This is a genomic window from Bradyrhizobium sp. 35, assembly GCF_023073215.1.
Lineage (GTDB): Bacteria > Pseudomonadota > Alphaproteobacteria > Rhizobiales > Xanthobacteraceae > Bradyrhizobium > Bradyrhizobium canariense_D.
The window spans coordinates 308,086-329,379 of record NZ_JADPJC010000160.1 but is presented as its reverse complement, the minus strand read 5'-3'; the positions used below and the strand labels follow the sequence as shown (position 1 = coordinate 329,379).

Sequence of the window (21,294 nt, the reverse complement as noted above, 5' to 3'; positions counted from 1 at the left end):
GTCAAGCGACGAGAGGAGCAGGCTTGGCCCGGCTTTCGCTCAGGCGGGCAATTTGCCGAATCTCGGAAAGCCCAAGCAAATAAGACACCACGGATTCCCCTCCCCGGTTCTCATTGGGACGATCGGGATGCAGGCCATCCCGGCAGCTTCCGGTCTCCAGATCGACCAGCGAGGCCGACAGGTCGTTGCTGCCCAGAAACCACGCGAAGACCCGCGCGGCTTCGGCTTTCCACTCGACATCGTGATCGGCCCGCCACGCGGCGAGGCATGCCGCGATGGTCGCCGCGGCCTCCAGCGGCTGCTGGTCGAAGGCTTGCGACGGCTGGCGTCGATCGCCAAACCCCGCCGTGCCGATCGGGCGGAATTGGCCTTTCGCTGAGGTTTGCCGCTTCACAAGCCAGCGCAACGACTCCAGCCCGATATTGACATAGCGCGATGTCTTGCTGGCAAGACCGGTTATGATCAGCGCCTGGGGCAAGCGCGCGTTATCATAGGCCAACCCGTCCTCGAACCAGACCCAATCGCCGGTTGCCACGGTGTCGAAGATCAAGATCAAGCGATCGGCAAGCACGGCACGCAGGCGGGTCGCCTGGACATCGCCCGGGACAGCCGAGCAGTAAGCATCGAGGCCCAGCAATACGAACGCCCACGCACGGGGCGAACGAAAATCTTCCACTGTCGCCATTGCTTCGGAAAACAAGGCCCCGGCCCATGAGCGCCGCGACGAGCTGGCGTCGGTCAACGCGCACACCCCCAAGGCCCAGAGCGTACGTCCGTGACTGTCCTCCGACCCCTTGTCCTCCAACCAGCAGCGGTTGAAGCCCATGAAATTGCGAAATCGTCGTGTATCCGGATTCCAGGCGTGCTGGACGAAAGCGGCAAATCGTGCCGTCAGCGCATCCGGCAGCCGCTCTTCACCCGGATTGTTGAGCGCACAGGCCACGAGCAGCGCCCGGGCGTTGTCGTCGACGCAATAGCCGTGGGCACGATCCGGCACGCTATGAACGGCATGCTGAAACAGTCCCGTGTCGTCGCACATCGACAGGAAATGGCCGAGCTGCATTTCCGGCGGGGCGCGGCTGTCGCGCAGCAGCGTGCCAGTATCCATACGCGCGATGGTCTTGAGCCGATGCCGGCGGCCGGCGTTCTCGAAGACCGACATATAGCGCTCGGCGGTTCTTTCCCATGTCATCGCGCGGCTGCTCGAATAGGCGCGCTTGCGCATCGCCTGCCGAAGCACGTCGTTGGTGAGCAACTTGGCGATTTCAATGCCGAGCGCTGCCGCGTCGCCAAACGGAACCAGGATGCCGCGGCCCTCGGCCAATAGTTCACGGGCATGCCAATACGGGGTGGACACCACGGCTTTACCGAGGCCAAAACTGTAGGCCAGCGTGCCCGAGGTCATCTGGGCCTCACTGAGGTACGGCGTCACGTAGACGTCAGACATCGAGATGAAATCGAGCAGCGTTTTCTTGTCGACGAACTGATCGAGGAACACGACGTGATCCTCGACGCCAGCCTGGCGCGCGTGCGCCATCAGGGACTCACGATAAGCTTCGCCACGGTCGCGCACGAGGTTGGGATGCGTCGCACCGAGGACGACGTAAACGGCGTCGGGTCGGGTCTTCAGAATCGAAGGCATCGCATCGATCATGACTTCGATACCCTTGTTCGGCGACAGCAATCCGAAGGTCAGGATGACCGACTTGTTGCTGAATCCGAGCGCAGCCTTGGCCGCGTCGGGTTCGACGAACGCAAATTCCGGGATGCCATGCGGGATGATCTCGATCTTCTCGTCAGCCATGTGATAGACGGAGCGCAACAATTCCCGACCTTTTTCGGCCATCACGACGATCTTGGACGAGCACTCGACGATGCGCGTGATGACGTCGCGCTGAGCCTCTGTCGGCTCGGACAAGACCGTATGCAGGGTTGTCACGATCGGTATGGTCAGGCGCGACAGAAGCGCCATGATCTGGCCTCCGGCTTCGCCGCCGAAAATTCCGAATTCGTGTTGCAGCGAAACGGCCTCGAAGCCGCCGCTGTTCAGATAGGCAGCCGCACGGACATAATCATCTTGCCTGTCGTCGTCGATCTCCAGGCCCACGGTGGTAGGATAATCGTAGACCTGGCCGTGATCGGTCATCGCGACGATGACCGTCTCCAGATCACTCCGGGACGCCGCAACGGCGCTCTGCAAGTCAGTAGTGAAGGTCGCGATGCCGCAGCGGCGGGGAAGCGAATTGCCGATGAATGCGATACGATTTACGGCAGCCAATTTGGCGTCTCCGATTGTTTGAGCGTGGCGGTCTCGAAGGGAGACGGGACCAGGGTGCCGGGAAAGGCGTGCGGTGCGAGACTGGCGCTCGCGGCACTGCGCTCTGTTAGCGCAGCAGGGTTTATCTTCGGGCCGGGATAGGCCAGCAGCGCTTTCAAGCCGCTCGCACCGACCTCGATTTCCGCATGGTCGGCTTCCAGGAAGATCGCGTCCCCCGGCGCCAGCCTCGTCGAGCCGAGTTGGGCCTGGCCTTCTATCGCCAGCAGCCAGGTCTCTTTCGGTGCGTCGAGCATCCAAACGGAGCCAGGAGCAAGGTCCGTCTGCTCCAGCGCAAAATAGGAATTGACCGTGAGGACCGTTCGCGCGCCGCTCAGGCGTTCGGACGGCGATTGAATCTGGCGTGGGCCTGCCGTCGCCACCGCGACGGCATGGTCGATGTGCAGTTCGCGCGCTCGTCCATAGTCGAACAGCCGGAACGTGGCGTCGCTGTGCTGCTGGATTTCCACGAGCACGATGCCGGCGCCGATCGCGTGGATCGTTCCAGCAGGAATGAGAATGACGTCGCCTGGATGAACCGGCTGCCAATCCACGATATCGGCGATCGAGCCATCAGTGATCGCGGTTCGCAACTCCGCGGCGGAGCGCAAATGGTTCAATCCCACCGCGACCCGGGCGCCGGGGATCGCGGAGACGATATACCAGGCTTCGGTCTTGCCATTGGCAAGCCCGATCGAACGCGCGAACGCATCATCCGGATGAACTTGAATCGACAGCGGCTCGGTGGTGAAGAGCATTTTGAGCAGCAACGTCGTCTTGGGCGCAGCAAGACCGGGGCGCTCGAACCACAATTCCCCGATCGGCCCGTCGCTCGTCGACGTCTCACTCCAGGGCCGCAGATCGAGACTGCCCCAGGGCTTCGGCTTGGTTCGCACGATGGCATGTTCGACCGTCAAGCGGGCCTCCCCAAGGCTGTGCGATCAGTCGTTGGCTGTTCGTGCCGGGCGCGGACCGGTCCAGGGCGGAAGCGCATCCCATTCGGCCCTTCGCATGCGGCGCTCTTCATCGCCGACCTTGACGAAGACAAACGGAGCGTCGTCCTGCCCGGTCTTCGATCCCGTGAATGTGGCCGGAAGTCCGTTCGAATTTCGGATCGTTGCTGTGTTTGCCACGTAAACCTCCTGACGATCTGCGTGCGAGATCGCTGCCGCAGATCAATTGAAAATGGATTCCGCTGCATGCAGGCCGACGCAGCGACCCGCACCGGCACCCGAGATACCAATCGGTCCAGGAGATTTGTATTTTGGGATATCGGACATGCGACCGCCTGCGTGGTTGAGGCGGGAGCGAAATGCTCTCAGTCACCGATAACTGCCAAGGGCGGGCGGTGATCTCGAGCATATAGGAACGCCGTCACCCAATAGCGAGACGAGCGCATCAATCCGATCGGCTTTATTAGCTGTATCTTTGTGTTGGCATTGCTCTATGGTCACGCGGCCTGGCGTCTGAGTTGACGGGGTTCCTCGCTCGATTTCATTATTGGGCGGCTGATCCCCCTCTCAGAAGGGTTTTCGGCAATCGGATGTCGCATGGTTTCAACGGATCGTTTCCGGCAAGAGATTCGATCCCGGCTCGAATTGGCGAACGCGCAAGGCCGGCCGAACCTGACCATCGAGTGTGGCGAGCTTTACCGCTCCATGAGCCAGCTGCCCACGTTCAATCGATGGATGATCTTCTGCTGCAACGCGATGCGCGCGGAAATGGCCTTGACCGATCATTTGATTTTCGATGACAGGAACGAAAGCCTGCTGACCGTTCACTATGCATTGCCGCGTCAATGCCGAGCAAAATCAAACCAGACACGATCGAAGTAACGCGTTTCGTTGATTTCGATGACTAGCCGGTCGTTGCTGCCGTGGCGGCTCCGAGAGTAGACGCCCTACGCCGACCGCTTCACCGCGGTCGCGCCGGCCGGTGCAATGTCGAGACGAGCGAGCATCGCCCGCGCCTGCTCGGCGCAGTGCTCGATCAGCCAGCGCTCGAACGCTAGGGGCGCGAGCGCGGGCGCGTAGAGGAAGCCTTGCACGACGTCGCAGCCGAGCTCGGCCAGCACCTTGCGCTGCGCCTCGGTCTCAACTCCTTCCCCGACGACAGTCATGCCGAGGCCCTGCCCGACGCGCACCACAGCGGTGGCGATCGCGAGCGCGCCAGCGTCACGCTCGATGTCGCGCATGAAGCTGCGGTCGATCTTGAGCTCGCGGATCGGCAGATGGGCGAGCCGGCTGAGGCTGGAATAGCCGGTGCCGAAATCGTCCACGGAAAGCCCGACGCCGAGCTCCCGGATCGCGTTCATCGTCTCGAGCGCGGCGACGCTGTCCTGCATGAACGCGCCCTCGGTGATCTCGAGCATCAGCGCATCCGCCGCCAGATCGTATTCGGCGAGGATATCCTTGAGCCGCGCGGCCAGCGTGACGTTGCGGAAATTGATCGGCGACAGGTTCACCGACACGGATGGAATGTTCAGCCCAGCGCGGCGCCAGCTCGCCATCTGCCGGCAGGCCTCGCGCACGGACCACAGGCCGATCTGCTCGATCAGGCCGCACTCTTCGGCGAGTGGGATGAATTTTGCCGGCGAGACGTCGCCAAGCTCGGCATCGTGCCAGCGCGCCAGCGCCTCGACGCCATGGATCGCGCCGTCGCAGCTGCGGATCTGCGGCTGATAGCGGAGGGTCAGCGTGCCCTCGGCGATGGCGCGGCGCAGCGCCGCAATCAAGGCCAGCCGCTGCTCGGTGAGCCCGTTCATCTCGGCGCTGAACAGGCGATGGGTCGAGCGGCCGGCCTGCTTGGCCATGTACATGGCCGCGTCCGCCTGCTGCATCAGGGTGTCGATGTCGGTGGCGTGATCGGGATAGAGGCTGACGCCGATGCTCGCCGACATCTGCAGTTGCCTGGAGCCGAGCCGCAGCGGCGCGGCCAGCGCTTCGGTGATTCCGGCCGCGACGCGCTCGGCACCCTCGGCGTTGCGCTGCGGCAGCAGGATCACGAACTCGTCGCCGCCGAGTCGCCCCAGCATGTCCTCGGGCCCGATCTGCTCGCGCAGGCGCTGCGCGAGCTGGATCAGGAGCTCGTCGCCGGCGGCATGACCGAGTGTGTCGTTGACGTCCTTGAAATGATCGACGTCGAGGAAGGCCAGCGCGACGTGGCTGCCGGTCGGGCAGGCATCGATGGCGGTGGTGATCAGGCGCCGCAATTGCGCGCGGTTCGGCAGGCCCGTGAGGATATCGTGATAGGCGAGCCGCGCGATCTCGGCGCGCGCTTCCTTGCGCTCGATCGCGAAAGCGCCGAGATTGACGCAGGCCTCGACGATGCGCCGATGCCAATTGCTCGGCGCGCGCGGCTCCCGGTAGTAGAAGGCGAACGTGGCGATGACCCGTCCGTCCTTGGCCTTGACCGGCGTCGACCAGCATGCGCGCAGGCCAATCGCGAGCGGCATCGCCTTATACGGCCGCCAGCGCGGATCGGTCTCCAGATCCGTCGCCAGCACCGGCTCGCCGTAGAAGGCCGCGGTTCCGCACGAGCCGACATTGGGGCCGATGGCAACGCCGTCCAGTGCGCGGGAATAGTCCTCGGGCAGACTTGGGCCGCCGAGCGGATGGATCAGGCCCGCGGCATCGATATGAAGCAGCGAACAGACGACGTCGGGCGCGATCTGCTCGACACGGCGGCACAGCCGGTCGGCAATCTCGCCGATCGGAACCTCGTCGGCGAGCGCGCCCATGATGAGCTGCTGCAGCGAGCGCAGCTGCTTGGTCTCGGTGATATCCTCGAGCAGCGCGAAGATGTGCTTGACCTGGCCCTCCTGTCGCGGAAGGCATCGATGCGGGCGCAGACCCAGATCTCCTCGCCGTCCTTGTCATAGGCGAGCATCTCGACCTCGCCGCGGTGGCCACCCTCCATCAGGCGCTTGACGAGCTTCGCAACGGCCTTGCGATCGGTGTGGCGGCCGGCGAGCAGGCCCCTGGCACGGCGGCCCTCGGCTTCCTCGCTGGTGTAGCCGAACAGCGTCGTGAAGGCGGCATTGACGTAGACGATGCTCTGGTCGGTGTCGGTGATGAGCACCGCGCGGTTGGTCTGGTCGGAGACGGCGTGGAGAAGCCCGATCCTGGCGCGGCGTTCGGCATTCGCGGTGACGTCGCGCGCGAACACGATGCGATAGGTGATGCCTTCACTTGCAATGGATGAAAGCGAGATGGCCGCCCGGATGCGGCTGCCGTCGTTTCGCACGAGGCTGATCTCGTCACGGAATTCTGCAACCGGATCGGCCTGAAGGCATTTGAGGGTGAGAATTTCGGCGTCGTGACCGAGCACATCAGCGCGTGCGAGTTTCCAAATCCGCTCCGCACCGGCATTGAAATGCGTGATGCGATGCGCGCTGTCGACGATGACGATGCCCTCGTCGGCGCGTTCGAGCGCGGCCAACAGCACTTCCGGAGTTTCTGTCATGGCACAATCGGAGGCGGACATCGCTAGACCCGGAGGCATCGGGAAAATATGCAACCGACGCTAGCGCCACCATGGTGTCCAAGTCCTTTTTGCAGTCCCCTCGCACCGCGCCAAGACGCGACATGATTAACATTCCGCGAAAGAAACGAAGGTAATTGGGCGCGCACGGAACCTATTCGGCGCCGGTTTCCACCTGAAGCTTGCCGGCAACGGCGCGCACCTTGCGGGGCGCAGCTTGCCAGATCGAGAGCGCCGACAATCCGCTCACGATGATGGCGACGCCAAAGGCCAGCGTGTAGTCGCCGACCCGATCGTAAAGCAAGCCGGTGACCCAGGGACCGGCAGCGCCGCCGGCCAATGCCGCCAGCATGATCGTGCCGAAAATGCTGCCCTGGTGCTTGCCCTGAAAAATCTCGAACACCACTGCGCCCATGATCGAGGTCAGGCCGTAACCGAGCGCGCCTTGCGTGAACACCATGAGGTAGACCAGCCACAATGACGGCTGGAATTTCAGGGCCATCAGCGCCGCGAAAGAGATCGCAAAACCCGCGCAGCTGATCGCCCACACCCATTCCCGCCCGATCCGGTCGGAGACATGGCCGAGCAGGATCTGGCCGGGAATGCCGAGCAGGCTGACGATGCCGAGTGCCCACACCGCGACACCCGGGCTGAAGCCGATGTCGAGCAGGAATTTGGTCTGGTGCACCTGCACCGCGTACCAGATGTAGAGGCCGCAGAAATAGCCGAGCGCGATCCACCAGAACCGTGTCGTGGCGACCGCTTTCCGGAGTGTCCATTCGGTCCCGGCCCAGACGGGATCGACGACGTTGGAGGCGGGTTTTGCGGCGCCTGCGGCCGGGGCCGCATCGCCGTCAGGCCGAAGGCCGATATCCTCGGGACGTCGATGCAGGAACAGATTGATCGGCGCCAGCACGATCAGGATCATCAGGCCCATCGCCGTGCAGGCGGTGCGCCAGCCGGTCCCTTCGATCATGTGTTGCACCCATGGCAGCAGCGTGACCGAGCCGATGCCGACCCCGGCGAAGGCGATGCCGATGGCGAGGCCGCGCGTGCGGATAAACCAGTTCGGCAGGAACAACGACTGCCCGGAATAGCCGAGACACACCGAACCGGCGCCGACCATGACGCCGATGGTGACATAGAGATGCCATGGCTGGCTCGTGAGCGGCGCGAGCAGCAATCCGCCGCCCATCAGAACGACGCCGAGCTCCATCACCGCGCGCGGGCCGGCGCGGTCCATCAGCCGGCCGATCAGCGGGCTGACCATGCCCGACACCACGAAGCCGAAGGAGAAGGCGCCCGCGGTGACGCCGCGCTCCCAGCCGAATTCGGAGATGATGGGAGGGAAGAACAGCGAGAAGGCGGTGCGCGCGTTGACGCCGATGGCCATGGTGACGAAGGTCACCGCGACCACGACCCAGCCGTAGAAGAACGGAAGCCGCATTGTGTGTTTCATCCCTGGACGGTCCTTCCGACCATCCAGGACTGCCCGGGTCAAGCGCTTTTCGCGCATGCCTCATTGAGCGATCCTTGGGCGGCCGCCCTCAGGCCGCGTCGCGTTGCGACGATTTGGCGGGCGCGTCGAACAGGATCCGTTCGATCGGCTGCGGGCGGCCGAACAGATAGCCTTGCGCGAAATTGACGCCGAGCGCCTTCAGCCGCTCGTACTCCTCGCGGGTCTCGACGCCCTCGGCGGTGACCGACATGTCCAGCCCGCGCGCCAACGTCACGATCGAGGAGATGATGGCGGAGCTGCGCGGCTGATGCGTGAGGTTCCGGATGAACGATTTGTCGATCTTGATCTTGTCGAACGGGAAAGCGGTCAGATAGCTGAGCGACGAATAGCCGGTGCCGAAATCGTCGAGTGCGAGCGCGATGCCGATGCTCTTCAGCCGCTCCATGAAGGCGTGGTTCTCGACGCCACGCTCCAGCAGCACGGATTCCGTGATCTCGATCTCCAGCCGCTGCGGCGGCAATCCGGAATCGGCGAGCGCCGCGCTGATCATCTCGAACAGCTCGGCCTCCTTGAACTGGATCGGCGACAGGTTGACGGCGACCGCAAGATCGGACGGCCAGCCGGCCGCGTCCGCGCAGGCGCGCCGCAGCACAAACTCGCCGAGCGGCACGATCAGCCCGGTCTCCTCCGCAAGCGGGATGAACTGGTCCGGCGCAATCAAGCCGCGCGTCGGATGCCGCCAGCGCACCAACGCCTCGAAGCCGCGCCGCGTGCCGCTGAGGGCGTCGACGAACGGCTGGTAGTGCACCTCGAGCTGGCACCGCGCGATGGCGTCGCGCAGATCGCCTTCCAGCGTGCTGCGCGCCTCGAGCTCGGCCGACATCGCCTTGTCGTAGATGGTGAAGCAGTTGCGGCCCGACGATTTCGAGCGGTAGAGCGCCAGGTCCGCCTTCTTCAGCAGCTGCTCCTGATCGCTGCCATGATCGGGCGCGATCGCAATGCCGATGCTGGTACCGATCTCGACGCGGTGTCCGGGAAGAAGGAACGGCTCGGCCACGAGCTTGGCGATCCGCCCCGCCAGTTCGGTCGAGCAGACGCGCTGATCCTCGCAAGCTTCCTGGATGATGGCGAATTCGTCGCCGCCGAGCCGGGCCAGCACGTCGCTGGTGCGCAAAGCGGATTTCAGCCGCTGTGCGACCTGACGCAGCAGCGCATCGCCGGCACCGTGACCGAGCGAGTCGTTGACGTTCTTGAAGCGGTCGAGGTCGAGCATCAGGATCGAGAAGGTCGGACCGGCGTCCTTCAAACGGCCCTTGAGCTCGTCGAGCCGGGCCAGGAAGAAAGCGCGGTTCGGCAATCCGGTCAGGATGTCGGTCTGGGCGAGTTCGAGCACCCGCCGGTTCGCCAGTGACAGCCGCTGCGAATTGCGGGTTGCGAGCATGAGATAGGTCGAAAGCGACAGCGTCAGCAGCATGCCGACGATCAGCACCGCACCCGCGCGATCGTAAGTCGTCTCCAGCGGACCGCCGGCAGCCGGAACCGCCCGCACCTGCCAATCGGTGTCGCCGATCTTGAGATTGCCCGACCAGTGCAGGGCTAGCGCGACGTCCCGCATCGTCTGCGGCGCCGTCGCGGCCGACGAGTAATCCGGCAGCATTTGCTCCAGGCCGACGATCTGACCCGCGAACGGCGGATAGACGTTGACGCTGACCGCGGGGCTTGCCCCGGTGGTCACGCGAATGGACTGGATCAGCAGCGGCAGGTCGAAGACGCCGACGACGAAGCCGGCGAGATTGCGGCGCCGGTCCACGACCGCGTCGCGCGACGTTCCCTTGGCGTAGACGGGAATGGCGACGAGGACGTCGGGCAACCGGCCGCCCTCCTTCGGCTCGTAGAGGCGGGTGCGAATGGCCCCTATCCGGTCGGTGTCGCGCGCGCGCTCGAGGACCGCGCGGCGCTCCGGAACGGTCGCGTAGTCCATTCCGTAGACTGGAGACGTCTTCGGCTGGGTCGAGTAGAACACCGGAAAATATTCGTCGCTCTGCGGCGCGGTCGCGAACGCATCGCCCTGGAGCGACTTGATGCGATAGCCGGACACGCCGTCCGTGATCGCCGCGGCCTCGTATTCGGCGCGCTCCTTGCGGTTCACCCGCGGCACCCAGGAGATGCGCAGCATGCCGGGATGGCGCTCGAACAGGCGGGCGCTGAAGGTCTCGAATTCGCTGCGGGTGATCTCCTGATTGGTCGATTCGAACAGCGTGCGCAGCGCGACGAGCCTGGAGATGTACTCGCTCATGCCGTTCTGCATGACGATCACTTCGGTCTCGGCCGCGTTCTCGAACTCGATCTTGTTGACGCGGCCTTCCCATCGCGCCACGGCGGCTGCAGCCACGACCGAGAACAGAAGACCGACGCCGACTGCGACGAGCGCAGGGCGATAGAGCCCGAGCAGCGGCGCGGCACGCCACCATCCGGTCATACGCCCCCGATCCTGATCGTTCTGATCCCGACCGCCCATTCCAAAAACCGCCGTCCCCTGTCCCGCTCAACCGAACCTCTGGTTGAGCCGCCGGAGCCACTATCGGAACAGGACCGCGGTTAAGAACTGCACAATTTCGGAACCCGGCTTTTCCGCATTACCCGGTTTAGTTAATGAAGTGCAGGATGATGCGGGCTCTGTCGAAGCAAGTTGCCGGTTTTCCCCGGAGTAGTACGGAGCCGTCGATACATCGCCGATTCATCCCGTGGCGATAGCTTTCACGAAGCTACTCACCGCACCCAGCAAGACTTTTCTGATGTATCGATCTCGATCTGCGACATGCATCGTCATGACCGTCGCCGTCCTGGCAGCAATCATGCTGCCGGCGAAAGCCGACGAGATCGGCGTCAGCGAGGATGCGATCCTGTTCGGCCAAGCCGCAGCGCTCGAGGGTCCCTCCTCCACACTCGGACAGCGCATGCGGCAGGGCATTGTCGCAGCCTTCACCGAGATCAACGCCAAAGGCGGCGTCCACGGCCGCAAGCTCCAGCTCATCAGCCGTGACGACGGCTACGACCCCGACCGCTCGCTGGCGCAGACGCTGCGGCTGATCGAGGACGAGAAGGTGTTCGCGCTGATCGGCGCGGTGGGCACGCCGACCGCGGTGGCGACGATACCGATCACCAGCGCCAGGAACGTGCCCTTCATCGGTCCCTTCAGCGGCGCTGAATTCTTGCGCGACTTCGAGCTTGCGAACGTGGTCAACATCCGTGCAAGCTATGGCGCCGAGGCCGAGGCGTGGGTCAAGCATCTCACCGAGGATCGCCATTTCACCCGCATCGCCATTTTCTACCAGGACGACTCGTTCGGGCGCGACGGTCTTTCCGGCGTGAAGCGCGCGCTTGCCAGGCGCGGCCTCGAGCTCGCCGCCGAAGGCACCTTCGAGCGCAACACCCGCGCCGTCGCGTCGGCCTGGCGCACGATCAAGCGCGTCGAACCCGAGGCGATCGTCATGGTCGGGACCTACGGTCCCTGCGCCGAGTTCATCAAGCTCGCGCACCGCAGCGGCGCCAATCCGACCTTCGTCAACATCTCCTTTGTCGGCGCCGTTGCGCTCGCCAAGGAGCTCGGCCCCGAGGGCGAAGGCGTCGTCGTCACGCAGGTCGTGCCGTTTCCCTGGGACCGCTCGCTTAAGCTGGTCGCCGACTACCAGGCGGCGCAGACGGCGTTCGACCCGGCGCTGACACCGAATTTCGTGGCGCTCGAAGGCTATATCGCCGGCCGTCTCGCGGCCGCGGCGCTGGAACAAGCCGGACCGCAACCGACGCGCGCGAGCCTGCTGCGCACCATCAACGATGTCGGCCGCTTCGACATCAGCGGCAGCACCATCACCGTCGGCATGCGCATGCTCGACGCGCCGCCGAAGGTGTTTTTGACGGTGATCCAGAAGGACGGGACGTTCAAAGCTGTGGACCGGCTATAGAGCAGATCACGGCCGCCGCGTCCAGCGGTCGGCGTTGACGGCGCCTTGCGGGATCTCGCCTTTGACGATCGCTTCGACCTGCCGCACGGTTTCCAGCGACTGATATTCGATCGCCTGCGGCGTCAGGCCGCCGACATGGGGCGTGGCGATGACGTTGGGAAGCTTCGCAAGCTCCGGGCTTGGCATCTGGTCGGGCGCGCGGCCCACATCCATCGCGGCACCCGCGATTCGATTTTCAAGCAACGCCTTCGCCAGCGCCGCTTCGTCGACCAGGTTGCCGCGGGAGAGATTGATGAAGACCGCATGCTTCTGCATCCGCGCCAGCGCCGCCTCGCCGATCAGATTTTCGGTCTGCTCGTTGGCGATGGCAAGGCAGACGACATAGTCGGACGCGGCGAGGAGCTCGTCGAGGCTGACCTGCCGGATGGCACCGTCGGTCACGGTCGCAAAGGGATCTGCGACCAGCACTTCCATGCGCATCACCTTGGCGATTTCCCCGAGATAGCGCCCGATGCTGCCATAGCCAATGATGCCGATCTTGCTGCCGGCGAGTTGACGGCCCATCCGCGCTTCCGGCTTGCGGCCGGCGTGATAATCGGCCGTCGCTCGCGATACGCCGCGGGAGAGATCGACCATGAAGCCAACCGCGAGCTCGGCAACGGCTTGCACGAAGCCAGGCCCGGCGCGGGTCACGAGCACGCCGGCGTTCGAGGCCGCCTCGACATCGACGTTGCGGATGTCGACGGCGCAGCGGACGAAGGCGCGCAGGCGCGGCAGTTGCGCAAAGATCTCGCCGCGTCCCTCGGTCATGCGATCGGCCACGATGATGTCGACATCTTGCGCAGCGCGCACGAGGCTGGCTGAGACCAGCGTCTCATCGCTCTCGTGCAGGATCACCTCGGCGGTCGCGCGCAAGCCGTTCAGGCTGCGATCGCCGTAGTAATTGCGGCGCATCTCCGGCGTGTGGGCCAGCAGGACTTTCACGGCGATACTCCCTCAATAGCCGAACGCGCGCGGCAATGCCGTGCTGAGCCATGGCACGAACGCGATCACGAGCAGGCAAAGGAACAACAGGCCGAGATAGCCCATGATCGGCTTCACCGTCTGCTCGATCGGCACATTGCCGATCAGGCAGGCGCCGTAAAGCCCGAGCCCGAGCGGCGGCGCGAACAGGCCGATGCCCATCGCGATCACAAGCACCACCCCGAAATGCAGGGGATCGATGCCGAGCTGCACGGCCACCGGCAGCAGCAGCGGCCCGAAGATGATCAGCGCGGCCGCCCCCTCCAGCACCGAGCCCATCACGATCAGCACGCCGATCGCGAGCAGGATGAACAGCCAGGTGCCGCTGGTCTTGGACAATCCCAGCATGAAATCGCCGACCGCATGCGGCACCTGCTGCAGGGTCAGCGTGAACGCCAGCGATTGCGCTGCGGCAACGATGAACAGCACGAGCCCCGCGCGCGTCGCTCCCTGGACGAAGCTGTGCGCAGCCGATGTGAAGCTGAGTTCGCGGAACACCACGCTGCCGACGACGAGTGCATAAGCCACGGCGAAGGCCGAGATTTCCGTGGCGGTGGCAAAGCCGCTCTTGAAGCCGAAGAAGATCATGAAGATCAGGCCGAACGAGGCGATCGCGCCGCTCCACAGGCCCGACACCGGCATCTGCGGCGCGATGACCTCGGCATCAGCTGGAGACTCAGTTGGAGTCTCAATTGGAGTCTTGCCGAAGATGATGGAGACGGCGATCAAGGCCAGCGCCATCAGCGCCGCGGGCAACAGCCCTGCGACGAACAGACCACCGATCGACAGGTTCGCGACGAAGCCCAGGATGATCAGGTTGATGCAGGGCGGAATAGTCTCCGCCATCACCGCGGAGGCTGCGAGCAGCGCCACGGCGCCGCCCGGATTCTGCTTGGAGCGGCGCGCGGCCGGAATCAGCACGGAGCCGACCGCGGCGACGTCGGCCATCTTCGAGCCGGAAATGCCGGAGAACAGCACCATCGAGGCCACCATCACGACGTTCAAACCGCCGCGCATGCGGCCGACCCCGCGCTGCAACAGCTCGATCAGCCGCACCGACATGCCGTTGGCTTCCATGAGGTAGCCGACGAGAATGAAGAACGGAATCGCGAGCAGCACGAAATTGTCGATGCCGCGCGCCATCTGCTGGGCGAAGATCACGCCGGGCAGCGCGCCCTCGACCCAGATGAAGATCAGCGCGGCCAGCGCCAGTGCAAAGCCGATCGGCAAGCCACCGACCAACGTCGCAAAGAAACCGATCAGCATCAGCGTGCCCGCCGACGGCACCGTGGCGGGCGACAGATAATCCCAGGCGAGATAAAGGCCGGTCACGACGGCAATCGCGACGAGGCCTCTGACGATGTCAGGGAGCGGCCTGGCGCAGAGCTGGTCGATCGCAAACACCGTCATGAACAGCGCGCCGGCGCCCATCGGGTAGAAGGTCAGCTCCAGCGGCAGGCCGGATCCGGTGGTCTGGCCCGCCGTCAGCGAGCCGAGCTTGATGGCGTTGTAGGCGACGTAGCCCGAAATCAGCACCACCAGCAGCGCGCTCGCGGCGTCGACCAGCGCGCGCAGCCGTACCGGAGCCAGATCGCGGAAGAAAGAGACGCCGACATTCTCGCCGCGCGCGAGCGCGCTCGCCGCGCCGAAGAAGGCCGATCCGACCATCAGTCCGCGCGCGACGTCGTCGGACCACTCCACCGGCGCGTTGAAGCAGAAGCGCAGCAGCACGGAACCGCAGACGACGACGAGATCCGTGGCCAGCAGGATGGCCGCGATCGCGTCGCTGAAGCGAAGCAGCAGGGCGATGCTCCCGTGGCGGCCGCCCGAGAGAGGTACGGCAGCTGTCATTGCCACGTCAGGCCTGCGTGGCGCGGATGATGTCGATCACGGCCTTGGATTCCGGCCGCGCCTTCATGAAGTTCTCGATCTGCGGCGCGACGCGCTTTTTGAACGCCTCGCGGTCGCATTCGGCCACCGTCACGCCCTTTTCGGTCAAGGCCGACAGCGCTTCCTTCTCGACGGCGAGCCCGTGGGTCCGCGTGTCGGCCGCAGCCTTCTTCGCGGCATCGAGAAATCCCTCGCGCAGCTTCGGATCCATGCGATTGTAGGTCGTGTCGCTGAAATAGATCGCGAGCGGCGAGAAATTGTGCTGCGTCAATGCATAGAATTTCGCCGTTTCGAAGAACTTGCTGGCCAGGATGGTCGGCGGGTCGTGCTCTAGCCCGTCCAGCACGCCGGCCTGCAATGCCGTGTAGATTTCGCCGAACGCCAGCGGCGTCGCGGCGGCTCCCATCAGGCGCAGGCATTCCGTGATGACGGGATTTGGCAGCGTGCGGATCTTGAGACCGGCGAGATCTTCCGGCGTCTTCACCGGCTTCCTCGCAAGTACGCTGCGTGAACCGAAATTATAGGCCCAGGCGATGATGCGGATGTTGCTGCCCTTGAGCAGCGCGTCCTCGATCGGCTTGGCCGCGCCAGCGTCGAACGCCTTGGTCTGCTGCGGAAAGCTCGAGAACAGAAAGCCGAGGTCGTAGGTGCCGACCAGCGGCACCAGATTCGCCGAGATCGAGGAGCCCGACACCATGAGGTCGATGACGCCGAGCTTCACTGAGTTGATGACGTCGATTTCCTGACCCAATTGGTTGTCGGGAAAGAACGCGACCTCGACCTGCTCACCGAGGCCGTTCGCCTTCAGGTTCTTCACCAGATTGTCGTAGTAGACCCGGCCGTTGGCGAATTTGGGATCGTTCGGCAGCGACGAGGAGCATTTCAGCTTCAGCGTCGCGGCTTCGGCGCGGCCGATGAGTGCGGGGGAAAGCACGAGGCCGGCAGCAAGTCCCGTCGACGACTTGATGAACGCGCGACGGTTCACGGGCACGATGGACATAATGCGGTTTCTCCCCAATTATTGTTTTTCGAGCAACGGTCGTTGCCGCAGCCCGTTGCGCGGACTGTATGGCCAAAGCGACGGCGCAGGCAAGGCTTGCGGCCGGCCGTTGCAAAGCGGCGTGTCGCGAGGATCAACGGCATCAGCGCGCGGCAAAACAGCCATGTTTTTGCGGGATTCTCGATCAGATCGGCAGGGGGCCGATGCGCGAGAAGATGCTTTCGCGCAGCGTTGGGCATCGATCCAATTGGCGCATGGATCAATGCGCAATTCACATGGATGGCGCCAGAACGATGCCGCACCAGCTCTGGCAGACCTTCTGCCCCATTTTGCCGCAGCTCAACGTGATCCAGTGCACAGACAGACGCATGGCGGCCACCTAGAAAAGGTGACATCATCGCGCGCATTGCCGATGGAGGTGACACCATGCGCCGTCCAGTCTTTCGCAATTTGTTTCTTGCATCCGCTCTTCTCGCGCTCACGCAATTGACGATGCCGACGGGGGCCGCGGCCGAAGCGCGGCTCGCACTGGTGATCGGCCAATCGGCCTATCGCACCGTGCCGGAACTCCCCAACGCAGCCAACGACGCCAAGGGCATGACGGAGCTGCTCGGCAATGCCGGCTTCACCGTCACCACGGCATCCAATCTGGCGCAAAACGATATGCGTCAGGCGATCTCGGATTTCGCCGGCAAGGTCAGCGCCAGCGGCGCCGACACCGTCGCGCTGGTGTTCTATGCCGGCCACGGCCTCCAGATCGACGGCGAGAACTATCTCGTTCCCGTCGATCTCGACCCCAAGCGCGAAGCCGACATTCCGCTGCAGGGTGTGCGACTGAACGATTTGCTCAACACGCTCGGCGCACTGCCGACGCGGGCGCGCATCTTCATGCTCGATGCCTGCCGCAACAATCCCTTCCCTGCGCTCAGCGGCGCCGGACACGGGCTTGCGATCGTCGACACCAAGGCCGGCGCGCCGGGCTCCTTCATTTCCTATTCGACCTCGCCGGGCTCCGAAGCCGAGGATGGCTCCGGCATCGACAGCCCCTATACCACCGCGGCGCTGACCGTCGCCAAGCAGCCCAATCTGCCGATCGAGGAAGTGTTCAAGCGCATTCGCGTCGCCGTGGCGCAATCGACCGACGGACGCCAGATCCCCTGGGAAAGCTCGTCGCTGACGACTGACTTCAAGTTCTTCGGCGGCGACAGCAGCGGCAGTCAGACTGCGCTTCCTGGCGCATCCTCCATGGCACTTGCGAGCGGCACGCGCAGCCTCGAGGACTGGCGCAAGGATTTGCAGGGCAAGCCGGCCATGGTCGCCTATGAGATAGTGATCACCGACGACACCGTGCCGGCGTATCAGGCCTATATCGAGTTGTACGCTCAGGATACCCGTACGCCGCGGCTGCGCACGATTGTGGAGCGCCGGCGCCAGATGCTGGCGTGGGAGCGCGCCACCGCGATCAACACCCGCGCCTCGTTCGAGGCGTATCTGGCGAACTGGGACAACAGCGATCTGGCCGCGACCGCACGCCGGCTGCTGCTCCGCGTGCAGAACCGCAACTACGTCTTGCCTGCCGCGGTCGCGGCCGCTCCTGCCCCGGTCGCCGTCGCGATGGCCCCGACCTGCCCGTGCTCGACGCCCACACCACCGGCTTCGCCGATCAACCCGACGATCGCGCCTGTGATCAAGAAGCGCGTCGACGACACACCGCCGAAGCGCAAGGTGGTCGACACGCCGCCCAGGCCGCGCCGGCCGCCGCCTGATGAGGTGATCTACGAGCGCGCGCCGCCACCGGATCGCGGCCCGCCGCCAGAAGCCTTAGGTGTCGGAATAGGCATCGGAATTGGCATGGGCATGGGCGGTCGAGGCGGCAACTACGGCGGCCCGGGACACGGCGATGGCTACCGCAGCCGTTACTGAGACCGCTCGCGCGGCAGCCGGACGCGGACACGGGTGCCGCCACCGGGACGATCCTCAATGGCGACCGTGCCGCCGTTGCTTTCGACAACTTGCCTCACGATTGTGAGTCCCAATCCTGCGCCGCCGCTCTCGCGGCTGCGCGAGGTCTCCAGCCGGTAGAATGGATCGAATACGCGGGTGCGTTCGTCAACCGGGATTCCCGGCCCGCGGTCCTCGACCAGGAGTTCGATCACATCGGTCTCGGCGTACAACGAGATGTCCGCGGCGCCACCATAGAGGATCGCGTTGTTGACGAGATTGGCAACGACCCGAGCCATGCCCGCAGCCGAGCCGCGGATGAGGAGAGCCGGATCTTCGCAGGTGAGCGTCAGCGCTGCGCAGGCGCCCTTGCGCGCTTCGTACTCGGTCCGCGCGACGCGGGCAAGATCGACGGTTTCCGCCGACGGGCCTGCGAACGAGGCGCGGACAAAGGCGAGCGCATCATCCATCAGCGATTGCATGTCGTCGAGATCGACGGTTGCCTTGTCCCGCTGCACGCTTTCGGGCAGCAGCTCGAGACGTAGCCGCAGCCGCGTGACATAAGTGCGCAGATCATGGCTGATCGCGCCGAGCACGAGGGTGCGGCTGCGCAGCAGTTCGGCGATGTTCGCCTGCATGGCGTTGACGGCGCGGATCAGCGCCCGGACGTCGGGAGCACCCCGCTCGCTGACCGGCATGGTCTCCATGGCAGCGCCGAAGCGCTCGATGGCGACGGTCAACTCGGACAGCGGCCTGGTCTCGTGGCGGACCGCGAGCAAGGCCGCCAAAGCGACGACGAAGCCGAGAATTCCGGCCAGCAGGCCGACAGGAATGCCGAGCAGGCGAAGGCTGAGCTCACCTGCGGTCTCGATCACCAGATAGCCGCCGCCAGCAAGTTCAATGACAGCTTGCAGGCGCGAGGTGACGAGATCACGCAAGCGGGCCACCTGTTGGCCGTCCCTGACGTTGACGAAGGACAGTGCGACCAGCCGCTCCGCTGGCACACCGCTCAGCGCGCGCAACCGTTGCTCCGCGCTGCCCAGGAAACGGCCATGCAACGGGTTGGGCGGCACGTCCTGACGCACGACCGGCTTAAATCGCGCCGTCGTGGCCGCGCGCAGCACCAGGTCGCGATCGTCGCGCGGGACCCTGTCGATCGCCTCCGCCAAGGCGGCGACCTGCGCGAGCAAAGCGGCAAATCCGGACGGCTCGCCGCGGCCGCGCTGCTCCACCAAATAGATGGCGACCGACAGCAACTGCACGAGAATGATGGCGCCGACGACGATAAGGCCGAGGCGGGCGGCGATGTGAAGCCTGCTCATTCCGCACAGGCTCCGTGCTCAGAGCGGGCGAACGTCAGCACTGAAGAGATAGCCGCCATTGCGCACGGTCCTGATCGAGAACGCAGCCTTGGGATCCGCGGCGACGAGCTTGCGGCGCAGCCGGCTAACCGACACGTCAATGACGCGGTCGAACGGATCCGCGGTCCGGCCGCGTGTCCAGTCGAGCAACTGGTCGCGGGACAGCACCCGCTTGGGCCGTTCGAGGAAACATGCCAGCAGATCAAACTCCGCTGCCGTCAACTCGACGACACGGTTCTGGTCGTTGGTCAGGCTGCGCCCGTCGAGATCGGCCACCAGCCTGCCGAAAGCAATTCGCCGCGGCGGCGGCATCTGCAGCGGGCCGTCCACACGCCGCAAGACGGCCTTGATGCGCGCCAGCAATTCCCGAGGATTGAAAGGCTTCGGCAGATAATCGTCGGCGCCGAGCTCCAGGCCGATGATGCGGTCGACATCGTCGGCCTTGGCCGTCAGCATCAGGATCGGCGTGCGGCTCTTGCTGCGCAGGCGCTGGCAGATCGACAGTCCGTCCTCGCCCGGCAGCATGATGTCAAGCACGATGAGATCCGGGCATGCCTGCATCAGCGCCCGGTCCATCGCCGCGCCGTTCTCGACGCAAACCGGCGCATAGCCCTCCCGCGTCAGCAGGTCCGCCAAGAGCGCGCGGATCTCGCGGTCGTCCTCCACGATCATGATCGTCCGAGTGTCCATCGCGGCCTCTATCGAGCAGCCCGCTGGCAGGAATGTGGCGACCCCGTCACTCGTTACAAAACGTTACACTTCCGGCCTCGCCGGCAATATCACGGCAAAAGATCGAGGCGAGATTGGCCCCATGCGGCGACCGGTCTCGTTCCGGCGCGTCCTCACAAACAGGAGTATCCGATGAAACCCATTCTGGCTTCGCTATCACTCGCAACGGTGCTGGCCCTCACGGGAGCCTCCGGTGCAAACGCCTGGGTTCGCAGCGGCGGCGTCACGACTTGGCGAGGTACCTACTACGGCAGCGCCAGCGGCGGATGCGCCGGCGGAACCTGCTCGCGTTCGGCTTCGGTGACGGGACCTTATGACGGCACGATCGCACGCAGCGGCAGCATCACGCGCGTCGCTCCGCATGCATTCGACTACACGCGCACCACGACGGGTCCGAACGGCAACAGCGTGACGCGCAGCGGCACGGTCGGGACTCATCCCTATTACGGATACCGGTACTGACCCTCGCGCCGCACGACCGTGAATTCCGGCCGGGGTCAGAACACTGGCCGCGGACTGCCTTCCTCCAACTTGCAAGCATGGATATCTCGAATGCGACGATTGACGATCTTGGCGTCGGCCGCGGCAGCCGCACTGGCCGCAGGTTCGACCGCGCTAGCCTTCACCCCCAGCCCTCACCCCGGCATGTCCGACGGCCTCACCGAAGTCAGCGGCGGCTGCGGACCCGGCTGGCACCTGACGGCGAACCGCCTGTGCCGGCGGACCATCGTGCCCTACGCCCATCCACCCTATGCCTATGCGGCGCCTCCCTATCCTGGGGCCTGTTGGTGGACCAGCACGCCATTCGGCGTGCGGAGGGTCTGCGCATGGTGAGACCTGTACAGCTACGGGAGCTGCGACGCGCGATCGCGGCCATCATCGCCGCGTTGGTCGCGATATCGTCCGCGGGCGCCGCGTCCGCCCAGCAACCGCGACAGGAGATACGCCAAGCGTGCACCGCGGACATGCGCGCGCTGTGCTCCGGCATCATGCCGGGAGGCGGCCGCGTCAAGCAGTGCATGATCGAGCATTTCAACCAGCTGTCGGATGGCTGCAAGAGCGCGCTGAAGCAGGCGCAGGCGTCGAAGCCATAGGGCGTGCCTCGCGGGAGTGCGCGTGGGGCTCGCAGACGC

Annotated in this window: 17 protein-coding genes and 1 pseudogene; 7 read left to right on the top strand and 11 right to left on the bottom strand. The window is 64.8% G+C overall.

Translation table 11 applies throughout. From position 1 onward, the window contains the following. Window position 1 precedes the first annotated feature (1 nt). The 3 genes from IVB36_RS37385 to IVB36_RS37375 are packed head-to-tail and all read right to left on the bottom strand — an operon-like array spanning window position 2 to window position 3,447. A complete protein-coding gene (locus IVB36_RS37385) occupies window positions 2–2,278 on the bottom strand; it encodes a glycosyltransferase family 4 protein (protein ID WP_018454306.1) in 2,277 nt (758 codons plus the stop codon). After that, window positions 2,266–3,231 carry a class I mannose-6-phosphate isomerase gene (locus tag IVB36_RS37380; RefSeq protein ID WP_018454305.1) on the bottom strand — a complete coding sequence of 322 codons (966 nt, stop codon included), beginning with the start codon at window positions 3,229–3,231 and terminating at the stop codon, window positions 2,266–2,268. Before IVB36_RS37380 ends, IVB36_RS37385 begins: the two co-directional genes overlap by 13 nt. A gap of 24 nt (window positions 3,232–3,255) precedes the next feature. Continuing rightward, entirely contained in the window at window positions 3,256–3,447 is a 192-nt protein-coding gene (locus IVB36_RS37375) for a hypothetical protein (protein WP_018454304.1), read from the bottom strand. Between the two features lie 417 nt (window positions 3,448–3,864). On the opposite strand from IVB36_RS37375, the gene IVB36_RS37370 reads away from it, so the two are divergent. Then, window positions 3,865–4,149 carry a hypothetical protein gene (locus tag IVB36_RS37370; RefSeq protein ID WP_143273233.1) on the top strand — a complete coding sequence of 95 codons (285 nt, stop codon included), beginning with the start codon at window positions 3,865–3,867 and terminating at the stop codon, window positions 4,147–4,149. A gap of 65 nt (window positions 4,150–4,214) precedes the next feature. Here the strand turns inward: IVB36_RS37370 and IVB36_RS37365 are convergent. The 3 genes and pseudogenes from IVB36_RS37365 to IVB36_RS37355 form a co-directional block, all read right to left on the bottom strand. Continuing rightward, window positions 4,215–6,799 (bottom strand): annotated as a pseudogene (locus IVB36_RS37365) (EAL domain-containing protein). 151 nt (window positions 6,800–6,950) lie between these two features. Continuing rightward, the gene (locus IVB36_RS37360) at window positions 6,951–8,243 is read right to left on the bottom strand and encodes an MFS transporter (protein ID WP_018454302.1); all 1,293 of its coding nucleotides are present in this window, start codon (window positions 8,241–8,243) and stop codon (window positions 6,951–6,953) included. Between the two features lie 100 nt (window positions 8,244–8,343). Next, window positions 8,344–10,734, bottom strand: a complete 2,391-nt coding sequence (locus tag IVB36_RS37355; RefSeq protein ID WP_018454301.1) for an EAL domain-containing protein — start codon at window positions 10,732–10,734, stop codon at window positions 8,344–8,346. A 349-nt stretch (window positions 10,735–11,083) separates the two neighbouring features. Here IVB36_RS37355 and IVB36_RS37350 point away from each other — a divergent pair, with 349 nt between their 5' ends. Next, window positions 11,084–12,217, top strand: coding sequence for an ABC transporter substrate-binding protein (locus IVB36_RS37350; RefSeq protein WP_018454300.1), 1,134 nt, complete (start codon window positions 11,084–11,086; stop codon window positions 12,215–12,217). 6 nt (window positions 12,218–12,223) lie between these two features. Here IVB36_RS37350 and IVB36_RS37345 read toward each other — a convergent pair whose 3' ends face one another. Genes IVB36_RS37345 through IVB36_RS37335 form a run of 3 tightly spaced genes read right to left on the bottom strand, consistent with a single transcriptional unit; the run spans window position 12,224 to window position 16,130 of the window. After that, window positions 12,224–13,201, bottom strand: coding sequence for a hydroxyacid dehydrogenase (locus IVB36_RS37345; RefSeq protein ID WP_018454299.1), 978 nt, complete (start codon window positions 13,199–13,201; stop codon window positions 12,224–12,226). Window positions 13,202–13,213: 12 nt separating this feature from the next. Further along, a complete protein-coding gene (locus IVB36_RS37340) occupies window positions 13,214–15,091 on the bottom strand; it encodes a TRAP transporter large permease subunit (RefSeq protein WP_018454298.1) in 1,878 nt (625 codons plus the stop codon). Window positions 15,092–15,098: 7 nt separating this feature from the next. Continuing rightward, window positions 15,099–16,130, bottom strand: coding sequence for a TRAP transporter substrate-binding protein (locus IVB36_RS37335; protein ID WP_085350285.1), 1,032 nt, complete (start codon window positions 16,128–16,130; stop codon window positions 15,099–15,101). 68 nt (window positions 16,131–16,198) lie between these two features. Here IVB36_RS37335 and IVB36_RS37330 point away from each other — a divergent pair, with 68 nt between their 5' ends. After that, on the top strand, window positions 16,199–16,513 hold the full coding sequence (locus IVB36_RS37330) for a hypothetical protein (protein ID WP_247394828.1): 315 nt from the start codon (window positions 16,199–16,201) through the stop codon (window positions 16,511–16,513). 43 nt (window positions 16,514–16,556) lie between these two features. Further along, on the top strand, window positions 16,557–18,053 hold the full coding sequence (locus tag IVB36_RS37325; RefSeq protein WP_018454295.1) for a caspase family protein: 1,497 nt from the start codon (window positions 16,557–16,559) through the stop codon (window positions 18,051–18,053). On the opposite strand, the gene IVB36_RS37320 is transcribed toward IVB36_RS37325, so the two are convergent. Together IVB36_RS37320 and IVB36_RS37315 are read right to left on the bottom strand one after the other, a co-directional pair. Further along, window positions 18,047–19,393, bottom strand: coding sequence for an ATP-binding protein (locus tag IVB36_RS37320; RefSeq protein ID WP_018454294.1), 1,347 nt, complete (start codon window positions 19,391–19,393; stop codon window positions 18,047–18,049). The two genes, IVB36_RS37325 and IVB36_RS37320, sit on opposite strands and share 7 nt — an antisense overlap. Before the next feature lie 18 nt (window positions 19,394–19,411). Continuing rightward, complete coding sequence (locus IVB36_RS37315) at window positions 19,412–20,122, bottom strand: response regulator (protein ID WP_018454293.1); 711 nt, start codon at window positions 20,120–20,122, stop codon at window positions 19,412–19,414. A gap of 171 nt (window positions 20,123–20,293) precedes the next feature. On the opposite strand from IVB36_RS37315, the gene IVB36_RS37310 reads away from it, so the two are divergent. From IVB36_RS37310 to IVB36_RS37300, 3 genes are all read left to right on the top strand, one after another. Further along, window positions 20,294–20,623: a hypothetical protein gene (locus tag IVB36_RS37310; protein ID WP_247394826.1), complete on the top strand. Its 330-nt coding sequence runs from the start codon at window positions 20,294–20,296 to the stop codon at window positions 20,621–20,623. A 90-nt stretch (window positions 20,624–20,713) separates the two neighbouring features. Beyond that, window positions 20,714–20,995, top strand: a complete 282-nt coding sequence (locus tag IVB36_RS37305) for a hypothetical protein (protein ID WP_247394825.1) — start codon at window positions 20,714–20,716, stop codon at window positions 20,993–20,995. Continuing rightward, window positions 20,989–21,255, top strand: a complete 267-nt coding sequence (locus tag IVB36_RS37300; protein WP_018454291.1) for a hypothetical protein — start codon at window positions 20,989–20,991, stop codon at window positions 21,253–21,255. The genes IVB36_RS37305 and IVB36_RS37300 overlap by 7 nt, the downstream gene beginning before the upstream one ends. Window positions 21,256–21,294: the final 39 nt, after the last annotated feature.

Bases quoted from the DNA above. Each gene is read 5' to 3' on its own strand.
- IVB36_RS37310 (WP_247394826.1), top strand. From the start codon at position 20,294: ATGAAACCCATTCTGGCTTCGCTATCACTCGCAACGGTGCTGGCCCTC.
- IVB36_RS37370 (WP_143273233.1), top strand. From the start codon at position 3,865: ATGGTTTCAACGGATCGTTTCCGGCAAGAGATTCGATCCCGGCTCGAA.
- IVB36_RS37330 (WP_247394828.1), top strand. From the start codon at position 16,199: ATGGCCAAAGCGACGGCGCAGGCAAGGCTTGCGGCCGGCCGTTGCAAA.
- IVB36_RS37340 (WP_018454298.1), bottom strand. From the start codon at position 15,091: ATGACAGCTGCCGTACCTCTCTCGGGCGGCCGCCACGGGAGCATCGCC.
- IVB36_RS37350 (WP_018454300.1), top strand. From the start codon at position 11,084: ATGACCGTCGCCGTCCTGGCAGCAATCATGCTGCCGGCGAAAGCCGAC.
- IVB36_RS37320 (WP_018454294.1), bottom strand. From the start codon at position 19,393: ATGAGCAGGCTTCACATCGCCGCCCGCCTCGGCCTTATCGTCGTCGGC.
- IVB36_RS37355 (WP_018454301.1), bottom strand. From the start codon at position 10,734: ATGACCGGATGGTGGCGTGCCGCGCCGCTGCTCGGGCTCTATCGCCCT.
- IVB36_RS37360 (WP_018454302.1), bottom strand. From the start codon at position 8,243: ATGCGGCTTCCGTTCTTCTACGGCTGGGTCGTGGTCGCGGTGACCTTC.
- IVB36_RS37335 (WP_085350285.1), bottom strand. From the start codon at position 16,130: ATGTCCATCGTGCCCGTGAACCGTCGCGCGTTCATCAAGTCGTCGACG.
- IVB36_RS37300 (WP_018454291.1), top strand. From the start codon at position 20,989: ATGGTGAGACCTGTACAGCTACGGGAGCTGCGACGCGCGATCGCGGCC.
- IVB36_RS37315 (WP_018454293.1), bottom strand. From the start codon at position 20,122: ATGGACACTCGGACGATCATGATCGTGGAGGACGACCGCGAGATCCGC.
- IVB36_RS37325 (WP_018454295.1), top strand. From the start codon at position 16,557: ATGCGCCGTCCAGTCTTTCGCAATTTGTTTCTTGCATCCGCTCTTCTC.
- IVB36_RS37305 (WP_247394825.1), top strand. From the start codon at position 20,714: ATGCGACGATTGACGATCTTGGCGTCGGCCGCGGCAGCCGCACTGGCC.